Below are 11,307 nucleotides of genomic sequence, written 5' to 3' on the forward strand. Positions count from 1 at the left end.
AAATTATGTATCAGTATATAAAAGGTATAGTGGAAGAAATTAATATTGATTTTATAGTTGTGGAGTGCAATGGAATAGGTTATAGAATAAATGCATCTCAAAATACCATATGTCAAGTTAAAAAAAATGATGAAGTAAAGATATATACAAAACTTATAGTTAGAGAAGATGATATGAGTATGTGCGGTTTTAAAACTCAGGAAGAGCTTAAAATGTTTGAACTGTTAAATTCAGTTTCAAAAATAGGTCCTAAGGTAGCTCTTTCAATATTGTCATTTGCAGAACCTAAGAGGCTAGGAGCGTTTATATTGAGTGAAGATATAGGGGCTTTATCTAAAGCGCCTGGTGTTGGTAAGAAGACTGCTGAGAGAATGATACTTGAGCTTAAGGATAAGATAGATAAACACAATGTTGAATTTGAGCAAACATTACTTACTTCATCTAATAAAAACATACTTGAAGCAGATGAGGCTGTACAAGCTTTAGTATCACTAGGTTATTCTCTAGCTGAGGCAAAAGAAGCTGCTAGTAAGTTGAAGAAAGAATGCACTGATACTGAAGAACTTATAAAGAAGAGTCTTATGTATCTGATGAAATAGACAAGGAGGATTGGTATGTTTAGTGAAGAGGATAGAATTATAACTTCTGGTATGAAAAACGAGGATGTTGATATAGAGAGTAGTTTAAGACCTAAAAATCTTAATGACTATTTAGGCCAAGAAAAGGCCAAAGAAAAACTTAAGATATTTATAGAGGCAGCAAAGAATAGAGGTGAGCAGTTAGACCATGTTTTATTATATGGGCCACCAGGGCTTGGGAAAACTACTCTTTCGACTATAATATCTAATGAAATGGGTGTTAATATAAGGATAACATCTGGGCCTGCAATTGAGAGGGCTGGTGATTTGGCTGCAATACTTACTAATTTGAATGAAAATGATGTTTTGTTCATAGATGAAATACATAGAATAAATAGGAATGTTGAGGAAGTTTTGTATCCTGCAATGGAGGATTTTTGTCTTGATATAATAATTGGAAAGGGACCGTCTGCAAGGTCTATAAGACTAGATTTGCCGAAGTTCACATTGATAGGAGCAACTACAAGGGCGGGTATGCTTACATCACCTTTAAGAGATAGATTTGGAGTTATATGTAAGCTTGATTTATATAATATAGATGAACTTGCCAGTATAGTTAAAAGATCAGCGGGAATACTTGGATGTGATATAGATGAAAGAGCTACTATTGAGATTGGTAAAAGATCAAGAGGAACACCTAGGATTGCAAATAGATTATTAAAAAGGGTTAGAGATTATGCTCAAGTCAAAGGAGATGGAATGATAAATGAGGAAATAGCAAATCTTGCTCTTGAGATGCTAGAAATCGATTCTTTAGGTCTTGACTATGTAGATAAAAAGCTTATGATGAATATAATCCAAAAGTTTTCAGGCGGACCTGTGGGTCTTGATACACTTGCAGCATCAATAGGTGAGGATAGAAATACTATAGAAGATGTTTATGAACCTTACTTAATACAGTTAGGATTTATAGATAGAAAACCTAGAGGTAGAGTTGCTACTTCTAATGCTTATAAGCATTTTAATATTCCGTATGAGAAGTAAATTTTTAAAAATATAAATTTATATATTATGAGGTGCATATAATGTGGAAATATAGATCTAAATTTGTTAATATAGTTATTGTGTGTTTTATATTCAATTTATTTGCCATTGATTCTTTTGCAAGTGTTAATGTACCAGAATATTTAAAAATAGGACTTGAGTACGGTAGTTCTGCGTTACCGAGGGTTGATTTGAGTTCTGATAATGGATTTGAAATAGGTATTTTAAAAGATGGTAGTATGGAGAATCTTATGGAAATTAATCAAACTAAATTGGTTGTAAAAAATGAAGAATCTATATATTATATAAAAATAGCACAAAGTTACAACAATATACAAGAGGCTTTAAGTGTTAAGCAGAGTTTAGAAAGCAAAAACATAAAGTCTTTTATATTCTATGATGGAAACTTTAAAGTATATATAGGTAGTCATTTAGATCAAAATAGTGCACAAAATTATAAAAATGAAATATCAGGCAATCTATCAGATTTTAGTCTTGAGGTAGTTAGTTCTGACTACAACTTTGTTCAAATTATGAATAATGATGATATAGCTTTTATGTATGATTCTTCTGATAAAGATATATATATATATCCTAAAGCTGGTATAATGGGAATCAGCGGCAAAAAGTACAGAGGAAGTGCTTTATTTAAGAGAAGCGATAATAACAATATGACTGTTATAAACAGAGTTGGTCTTAATGAATATTTATATGGAGTGGTACCTAGAGAAATGTCTGGAAGTTGGCCAATAGAAGCTCTTAAAGCTCAAGCTATAGCTGCTAGGAACTATGCTATAATGAATATGGGAAAATATAAAAAGTATGGATTTGATTTAACTGATGATACATTTTCACAGGTATATGGTGGATATAGCTCGGAACATCCAAATAGTAATAAAGCAGTAGATGAAACTAGAGGTCAGATTATGGTATGTGATAATAGAGTTGTAAGTGCTCTTTATCATTCTAATAGTGGTGGTAAAACGGAAGATTCTGAAAATGTATGGGGCAATAAAGTTTCTTACTTAAGAGGAGTGGAAGATAGTTATTCTTTAGGGTACCCTAATGATAATTGGTCTGTTGCTATGACTAAGGAGGATATTCAAAATAAATTATTACAAAATAAAGTAGATATAGGCACAATAACTGATGTGAAAATAGAAGAATTATCTAAAAATGATAGAGTTATAAAGATTAAGTTTATAGGAACAAAAGGTGAAAAAGAATATACTAGAGATTCTACAAGAACTATTCTTGGCCTTAAAAGTAATTATTATGATATAGCAAAGGCACAAGGGGATGGTGGAACTGAGTTGTTTTATATTTATTCAACTGATGGGAATAAAGAAAGAAACAATTTAAATAACACACATGTTATTACAAGTGATGGAGTTAAAGATATAAGTAATAATACTAATATTTATTTAATAGGCAATAATGAAACTGTACAATTAAATTTAGGAAGTATTGTTTCGGATAAATATACAGTTAATGGACACGGGTGGGGCCATGGCCTCGGAATGAGTCAGTGGGGAGCAAAAAATATGGCTGAACAAGGACTTTCATATGAAGATATATTAAAGCACTACTACACGGGAATAGAAATACAAAGATAGAAAGGACGTTTAATTTGAAAACTAGTGATTTTAATTTTGATTTACCGGAAGAGTTGATAGCTCAGATTCCTCTTCAAAAAAGAGATGAATCAAAACTTATGCTATTGAATAAAGAAACAGGAAAAATAGAGCATAAGGTTTTTAAAAATATAATAGATTACTTGAACGAAGGGGACTGCTTAGTACTCAATAATACAAGAGTTCTTCCAGCTAGACTTATAGGAGAAAAATTAGAAACTAAGGGTAAAATTGAATTTTTACTTTTAAAGAGAATAGAATTAGATACTTGGCAGGTTCTTGTAAAACCTGGTAAAAGGGCGAAGGTAGGAACTAAATTCTCTTTTGGAGATAAGCTTATAGCTACGGTTATAGATATAGCAGAAGAGGGATCAAGGATAGTTAGGTTTGAATATGATGGATTATTTGAAGAAATTTTAGATGAACTTGGAAGTATGCCACTTCCTCCTTATATAACAGAAAAACTAGAAGACAAAGAAAGATACCAAACTGTTTACTCAAAACACGATGGATCAGCAGCAGCACCTACAGCAGGACTTCATTTTACTGAGGAACTACTACAAAAGATAAAGGATAGAGGTGTTGAAATAGCATTTGTAACTTTACATGTAGGTCTGGGAACGTTTAGACCTGTAAAGGTTGATAATGTACTAGATCATAAAATGCATAGTGAGTTTTATATGATAGATAAAGAACAAGCTGATAAAATAAATAAATGTAAGCAAAATGGGGGAAAAGTAATACCTGTTGGAACTACTAGTTGTAGAACTCTTGAATCTGTTGCAAATGAATATGGATTATTAAAAGAGAAAAGTGGTTGGACAGAAATATTCATATATCCTGGATATGAATTTAAGATAGTAGATGCACTTATAACTAATTTTCATCTACCAGAATCAACTCTTATAATGCTTGTTGGAGCTTTAACAGGAAAAGAAAACATACTGAACGCATATAAAGTAGCTGTAGATGAAAAATATAGATTCTTCAGTTTTGGTGATGCAATGTTTATAAAATAATACTTTGAGGTGACATGATGGATAAAAAGTCAGTAAAGAAAATTATATTAAGGGTTAGTCATGTTTTTGAAAGTGTATTAGCCTTAATAATATTAATTAAGGTATTGTTGGGAGCTGTAGATCTAACCAGAGTTATATGGAGTTCTTATGTAAGCAACGCACTAGATCCTGTTGCTTACTATGAGGTTGAGGCAATACTTGGATATGCTCTTTTATTAGTTATAGGAGTAGAACTTGTTATAATGCTTACTCTACACACACCAGAAAGTGTAATAGATGTTTTATTATATGCTATAGCTAGAAAACTTTTATTGATACCAAAAGATAAGGGGATGATAGAAGCTTTCATAGGAATATGTACTATAGCTGGATTATTTGCTATTAAAAAGTATTTATTTATGGATAAGGACATGAATAAACAAGATAAAAAGTTAAATTCTTAAATTGCTTATATATAGTTAAGCTATATAGGGTGTAAGGTGGGAAATTAAATTAAGGATATGCAATTTAGGTTTAATTCATATATGTGATAAAAAATAGAACGAAGGGAAGATATAAAATGTCAGCAATAAGATATGAACACATAAAAACTTGTAAGCAAAGCGGGGCAAGACTAGGAAGAATACACACTCCACACGGTATAATTGAAACTCCTATATTCATGCCAGTTGGAACTCAAGCAACGGTAAAATCTATGACTCCGGAAGAATTAAAAGAAATCAATTCTCAAATTATATTAAGTAACACATACCATCTTTATATGAGACCAGGACATGAACTTGTAAAAGAAGCTGGAGGACTTCATAAATTTATGAACTGGGATAGACCTATATTAACTGATAGTGGTGGATTTCAGGTATTCAGTTTAGGACCACTTAGAAAAATAACAGAAGAAGGTGTAGAATTTAGATCTCATATAGATGGATCTAAGCACTTTTTAAGCCCAGAGAAGGTTATGGAAATAGAAACTGATTTAGGAGCAGATATAATTATGGCATTTGATGAGTGCGCTCCGTATCCTGCAAGTAGAGATTATGTTAAGAACTCTCTAGAAAGAACAACGAGATGGGCTAAAAGATGTAAAGAAGCTCACCATAATACAGAAAAACAAGCTTTATTTGGTATAGTTCAAGGTGGTATGTATAAGGATTTAAGAGAGCAGTCAGCAAAAGAAATAATGGAGCTTGATTTTCCTGGATACGCAGTAGGAGGATTAAGTGTTGGAGAACCTAAAGAATTAATGTATGAAGTATTAGAATATACAACTCCTCTTTTACCAAAAGACAAGCCAAGATATTTAATGGGGGTTGGTAGTCCTGATGCATTAATAGAAGGAGCTATAAGAGGTATAGATATGTTTGATTGTGTACTTCCTACTAGAATAGCTAGAAATGGGACAGCTATGACTAGCCAAGGAAAAGTGGTAGTAAGAAATGCAAAATATGCTAAAGACTTTACATCTCTTGACCCTGAATGTGATTGCTATGCCTGTAAAAACTACACAAGAGCTTATATAAGACATCTTGTTAAAGCAAATGAAATACTAGCTTCTAGACTTATAACTACTCACAATCTACATTTTTTACTTAAATTAATGGAGAATGTAAGACAGGCTATAAGAGAAGATAGATTATTAGACTTTAGACAAGAATTCTTCATTAAATATGGATATGAATTATAAAGTTAAACTTAATTTATAATTTTTAGAGTTTGTATAAAAAAGGGTTTAAAAAATTCATATGGAATTTTAATATATAGTAAAAAAGGAGGAGTTAAGATGCCAGCAAATTTAGTAAACTTAATAATGCCGATTGGTTTTATAGTAATATTTTATTTCTTACTTATAAGACCTCAGCAGAAAAAAGATAAGCAACTAAAAGAAATGAGAGGAAATCTTAAGGTTGGAGACGAAGTAGTTACAATAGGAGGACTTGTTGGAAAGGTATTTAGTGTATCAGAAGAAATTGTTACAGTTGAAGTTGGAGGAGATAGAAATAAACTTCACATTGAGAAGTGGGCGATAGGAAAAGTTAAAAATAAGTAATTTAAAAACCTTCTTGCGAATATAATCTTATAAAAAGCAAGGAGGTGTTTTTTTGAAAAAAGCTACATATTTTTTAAAAGCTTTAGGTTATTCATATTTAATAACCATTATATTTGTTCTTATTTATAACTTGGTTCTAACCTATACTTCTGTATCATCTTCTACAATACCACTTATGACATCTATTATAATAACTTTAAGTGTTGCATGTGCGGGTTTTTATATGGGATACAAGAATGGATCGAATGGATTTTTATATGGCATATTAGCTGGAGTATTATATGTATTGTTCATGATAATTATGTATTTTTTAGCAAATGAAAATTTCAAATTTGAAATGAATATGCTATATAAAATGATTCTTAACGTATTATCTGCTGGGATAGGTGGAATTATAGGTGTAAATATGAAAAAAGATTGATTTATGGTAGAATTATGATATAATCAATAAGGAATCTTTTTATAGGAGGGAATACTTATGAAGCACGTGAAAACACTGTCAAAAGCAACTTTAAAGAAAAGTGCTGAAAAGGGTGGATGTGGAGAATGTCAAACTTCATGCCAATCAGCTTGTAAAACTTCTTGTACAGTAGCTAACCAAGAATGTGAAAGATAATTATACATATTTTAGCAGCATAACTTCTTTTGAAGGTATGCTGCTTTTTCCTTTTTAATATGTAAGAAAATAATATGATTTTTTGCATATAGTATTGATTAAAGAACTAAAGTAACAATTATTTTGAGCAATGGATTCTGTAAGATTCGTTGCAGATATGAGTTAATCACAGCATTAGATAAATTTCTATAATCGGTATTTTGACTAATATTGATTAATTACTAAAAGTTTGGTAATATGGAAGATAGGCATTTTACTTAGGAGGTTCATATAGATGGGTATGATACATAAATTTTCGTTAAATGGAGTTAATATAGCTTTAGATGTAAATAGTGGAGCAGTTCATGTTATAGACAATGAAGCATATGATATTTTGGATTATTATAAGGATAAGAATATAGATGAAATAGTTGATATTCTAAAGGATAAGTATTCAAAAGAAAAGATAGTTGAAGTATGTAATGAAATGAAAACTCTGGAAAAAGAAGGACTTTTATATTCAAATGATGAATATGAATATCATCCGAGTTTTGTGAATAGAAAGCCTGTTGTAAAAGCTTTGTGTTTGCACATGGCTCATGATTGTAATTTAAAGTGTAAATATTGTTTCGCATCTCAAGGAGATTTTGGTGGAGAAAGAAAACTTATGAGTTATGAAGTAGGAAAAAAATCATTAGATTACTTACTTGAAAATTCAGGCAATAGAAAAAATTTAGAAGTAGACTTCTTTGGTGGAGAACCTTTAATGAACTGGGAAGTAGTAAAAAAACTTGTTGAATATGGAAACGAAAAAGCTAAAGAAAAAAATAAGGTATTTAGATTTACTATTACTACTAATGGTGTTTTGTTAGATGATGAAAAGATAGAATATATTAACAAAAATATGCACAATGTAGTATTAAGTCTTGATGGAAGAAAAGAAATAAACGATGAAATGAGACCTACTTTAAATGACAAAGGTAGTTATGACATTATAGTTCCTAAGTTTAAAAAATTAATAGATAGTAGAGATAAGAGTAAATACTACTATGTAAGGGGAACATTTACTAGAGATAACTTAGATTTCTCAAAAGATGTACTTCATTTTGCAGATTTGGGGTTTGATTTAACTTCTGTTGAGCCTGTAGTAGATAGTGATGACAACCCATATGCATTAAAAGAAGAAGATATACCTAAGATATTTGAAGAATATGAAAAATTGGCAGAAGAATATGCTAACAGAAAAATAAAAGATGACAATTTTACATTTTTCCACTATATGATAGATTTGGACCAAGGTCCTTGTGTTATTAAAAGGCTTACTGGTTGTGGTGCAGGATGTGAATATATGGCTGTAACACCAGAAGGTGATTTATATCCTTGCCATCAGTTTGTTGGAAATGAAGATTTTAAGCTTGGAAGTATACTTGATGAAAACTTAAGTATACCTAGGGATATACAACTTAAATTCCAAAATGCGCATGTATATGCAAAAGAAGAATGTAGAAACTGTTGGGCTAAATTTTATTGTTCAGGAGGATGTCATGCTAATGCACATAACTTTAATAATGATATATTAAAGCCTTATGAATTAGGGTGCAAGATGCAAAAAAAGCGTACAGAATGTGCGATTATGGTTAAAGCTAAAATTATGTTGGAGGTAAGTAAAGATGATTAAGGAGTATGATGGAGAAAAACCTGAAATCCCCCATAGTTGTTTCATAGCAGAAAGTGCAGATGTTATAGGAAATGTAAAAATGGGGAAGAATACAAATGTATGGTATAACTGCGTATTAAGAGGCGATGAAAACGAAATAATAATAGGTGAAAACACTAATATACAAGATGGAACTGTAGTTCATATAAGTAAAGAAAATAAAACAGAAATAGGCAACTATGTCACTATTGGACATAAAGCAACTATACATGCTTGTAAAATAGGGAATTATAGTTTAATGGGTATGGGCGCTATAATATTAGATGGAGCTGAAATAGGAGATTATACATTAATTGGAGCAGGAAGCTTAGTTCCTCCTAATAAAAAAATTCCATCAGGTGTACTTGCTTATGGGAATCCTATTAAGGTTATAAGAGAATTGACTCAAGAAGAAAGAAATTCTTTAGAAAAATCTGCAATAGATTATGTAGAATATGCTAAAAAGCATAAATAGGTTGGGGGTACATTTATGAAACTTAAAAATTTATCAAAATTTATTAGTTTGTTTATTATTATTGTATTTTTTGCTTATGCTGCAATAAGCGGAGTTAACATAGGTAAAGTTAATATTAATCCTATGGAAAATTCAATAAAACAAGGATTAGATTTACAAGGTGGAGTATTCGTAGTTTACGAAGCTCAAACTGATGCAACAGGAGAAGAACTTAACAAAATTCTTGATCAAACTATAGAGGTATTTAGAAAGCGTATAGATGGTATGGGGGTTTCTGAACCTGTTATAGTTAAAGAAGGAGAAAAAAGAATAAGAATAGAACTTCCAGGCGTTAAGAATGCCAAAGATGCAATGGATGCTATAGGAAAAACAGCACAACTTAAATTTATGAAAGAAGATGGAACTATAGTTGTAACGGGTAAAGAAGTTAAAACTTCGGAGGTTAAGTTTGACCAAAAAACTAATCAACCTATAGTTTCTCTAGAATTTAATAGTGAAGGAGCTAAGAAGTTTGCAGATGCAACTAGAGAGCTTGCACCTACAAACTCTCCGATAGTTATAATTCTTGACAATGAGATTATATCATCTCCAAGAGTTAATCAAGAAATTCCAGATGGACAAGCTACAATAAGTGGTAATTTTACAGTTGAGAGTGCATCAGAACTTTCTAACTTGATAAGAGCAGGAGCACTTCCAGTAGAATTTAAAGAAGTTCAAACATCTACTGTTACTGCAAGTCTTGGGGTAAATGCCCTTAAAAAAAGTGTAAATGGAGCTGCAATAGGTATACTTTTAGTAATGCTTTATATGCTAATATACTACAGACTTCCAGGATTAATTGCTGATATAGCTCTTACCGCTTATATTCTTATAATAATGTATATATATTCACAAATGAAAGTAACTCTTACTCTTCCGGGAATAGCAGCACTTATATTGTCCGTAGGTATGGCAGTTGATGCGAATGTAATAATATTTGAGAGAATAAAAGAAGAACTGAAGAATGGAAAATCACTTAGAGCATCTATTGATTCAGGATTTGCAAAGGCACTTGGAACTATAATAGATTCAAATATAACAACATTTATAGCAGGTATTGTCTTATTCCAATTCGGGACAGGATCTATAAGAGGATTTGCACTTACTTTAATGATAGGTATAATAGCATCTTTCTTTACTGCTATAATTATTACGAAAACATTAATGAAATCATTAGTCCATGCTAATATAGTAAAAAATAAGAAATTTTTTGGAGCTTAGGGGGGGAATAATATGAAGATAATAGAAAGAACGAAGTTATGGTTTGGATTATCCCTTGCTATTATAGCTATAGGACTTGTAATAATACTTACAAATGGACTTAACTTTGGAATCGATTTTACAGGTGGAACATTAATGGAGATAAATCTTCATAAAACTGTTTCAACTAAGGATATAAGAACTACAACTGATGAATATGACAAAAATATGACTGTGAACTTTGTAGGAGAAAAGAAAGAAATTATTCAGATAAAGACAAAAAAAGATTTTGATTCAGATAAAAGACAAGAAGTATTTAACAAATTTAAAGAAAAATATAATTTAAAGGAAGAACAGCCTGAAAAGGCTGAACAATTTGGTGCTACAGTAGGTAAAGAAATAAGAGATAATGCTATTATATCAACTCTTATAGCTGCTGTTGGTATGCTTTTATATGTAAGTTTTAGATTTGAATTTTCATACGGTATAGCGGCTATAATAGCACTTATTCATGATGTTATTATACTAATATGCGCATATGCAATATTTAGAGTACCTGTCAACAGTCCATTTGTTGCAGCTGTACTTACTGTTGTAGGATACTCTATAAATGATACTATAGTTGTATTTGATAGAATAAGAGAAGATATGAAGCATGCTAAGAAAAATGATTATGCAAATATTGCAAATCAAAGTATATCTAAAACTATATCAAGATCTATTAATACATCTCTTACTACATTAATAGCTATAATATCGCTTTATGTAATAGGAGTTGAATCTATTAAAGATTTTACACTTCCTTTGATAGTTGGAATGGCGGCTGGAACATATTCATCTATATTCATAGCCAGTCCAGCATGGGTTTTGATTAAGCAAAAGACTAAATTTTAGCATAAGATATTGATGTTAAGCCTCATATTATTTTCAAAATAATATGGGGCTTTTCTAGTAAGACAAGTGGAGATATTATCTAGACAAAT

At 30.8% G+C, this 11,307-nt stretch carries 13 protein-coding genes; all 13 read left to right on the forward strand.

From position 1 onward, the window contains the following. Positions 1 to 5: 5 nt before the first annotated feature. Positions 6 to 599, forward strand: a complete 594-nt coding sequence (gene ruvA / locus Tmeso_RS02055; protein WP_099187755.1) for a Holliday junction branch migration protein RuvA — start codon at positions 6 to 8, stop codon at positions 597 to 599. Between the two features lie 15 nt (positions 600 to 614). Next, on the forward strand, positions 615 to 1,622 hold the full coding sequence (gene ruvB, locus Tmeso_RS02060; RefSeq protein ID WP_187296190.1) for a Holliday junction branch migration DNA helicase RuvB: 1,008 nt from the start codon (positions 615 to 617) through the stop codon (positions 1,620 to 1,622). Positions 1,623 to 1,663: 41 nt separating this feature from the next. Continuing rightward, positions 1,664 to 3,238 (forward strand): SpoIID/LytB domain-containing protein, encoded by a 1,575-nt coding sequence (locus Tmeso_RS02065; protein WP_099187759.1) that lies wholly within the window; start codon positions 1,664 to 1,666, stop codon positions 3,236 to 3,238. Between the two features lie 14 nt (positions 3,239 to 3,252). Further along, positions 3,253 to 4,275, forward strand: a complete 1,023-nt coding sequence (queA, locus tag Tmeso_RS02070) for a tRNA preQ1(34) S-adenosylmethionine ribosyltransferase-isomerase QueA (RefSeq protein ID WP_099187761.1) — start codon at positions 3,253 to 3,255, stop codon at positions 4,273 to 4,275. Positions 4,276 to 4,292: 17 nt separating this feature from the next. Next, entirely contained in the window at positions 4,293 to 4,718 is a 426-nt protein-coding gene (locus Tmeso_RS02075; protein WP_099187763.1) for a phosphate-starvation-inducible PsiE family protein, read from the forward strand. A gap of 116 nt (positions 4,719 to 4,834) precedes the next feature. Next, the gene (gene tgt, locus Tmeso_RS02080; protein WP_099187765.1) at positions 4,835 to 5,956 is read left to right on the forward strand and encodes a tRNA guanosine(34) transglycosylase Tgt; all 1,122 of its coding nucleotides are present in this window, start codon (positions 4,835 to 4,837) and stop codon (positions 5,954 to 5,956) included. A 96-nt stretch (positions 5,957 to 6,052) separates the two neighbouring features. Next, the gene (yajC, locus tag Tmeso_RS02085; RefSeq protein WP_099187767.1) at positions 6,053 to 6,319 is read left to right on the forward strand and encodes a preprotein translocase subunit YajC; all 267 of its coding nucleotides are present in this window, start codon (positions 6,053 to 6,055) and stop codon (positions 6,317 to 6,319) included. Between the two features lie 52 nt (positions 6,320 to 6,371). After that, the gene (locus Tmeso_RS02090) at positions 6,372 to 6,740 is read left to right on the forward strand and encodes a TIGR04086 family membrane protein (protein WP_099187769.1); all 369 of its coding nucleotides are present in this window, start codon (positions 6,372 to 6,374) and stop codon (positions 6,738 to 6,740) included. A 57-nt stretch (positions 6,741 to 6,797) separates the two neighbouring features. Continuing rightward, positions 6,798 to 6,935 (forward strand): six-cysteine ranthipeptide SCIFF, encoded by a 138-nt coding sequence (gene scfA, locus Tmeso_RS02095; RefSeq protein WP_072888016.1) that lies wholly within the window; start codon positions 6,798 to 6,800, stop codon positions 6,933 to 6,935. Between the two features lie 274 nt (positions 6,936 to 7,209). After that, positions 7,210 to 8,592 carry a thioether cross-link-forming SCIFF peptide maturase gene (gene scfB / locus Tmeso_RS02100; RefSeq protein ID WP_099187773.1) on the forward strand — a complete coding sequence of 461 codons (1,383 nt, stop codon included), beginning with the start codon at positions 7,210 to 7,212 and terminating at the stop codon, positions 8,590 to 8,592. Continuing rightward, positions 8,585 to 9,085, forward strand: a complete 501-nt coding sequence (locus tag Tmeso_RS02105; RefSeq protein ID WP_099187775.1) for a gamma carbonic anhydrase family protein — start codon at positions 8,585 to 8,587, stop codon at positions 9,083 to 9,085. Before scfB ends, Tmeso_RS02105 begins: the two co-directional genes overlap by 8 nt. 15 nt (positions 9,086 to 9,100) lie before the next feature. Further along, positions 9,101 to 10,345 carry a protein translocase subunit SecD gene (secD, locus tag Tmeso_RS16770; RefSeq protein ID WP_187296191.1) on the forward strand — a complete coding sequence of 415 codons (1,245 nt, stop codon included), beginning with the start codon at positions 9,101 to 9,103 and terminating at the stop codon, positions 10,343 to 10,345. A 12-nt stretch (positions 10,346 to 10,357) separates the two neighbouring features. Next, complete coding sequence (gene secF / locus Tmeso_RS16775) at positions 10,358 to 11,218, forward strand: protein translocase subunit SecF (protein ID WP_187296192.1); 861 nt, start codon at positions 10,358 to 10,360, stop codon at positions 11,216 to 11,218. The last annotated feature ends 89 nt before the right edge of the window (positions 11,219 to 11,307 follow it).

This window comes from Tepidibacter mesophilus (assembly GCF_002724055.1).
Lineage (GTDB): Bacteria > Bacillota > Clostridia > Peptostreptococcales > Peptostreptococcaceae > Tepidibacter_A > Tepidibacter_A mesophilus.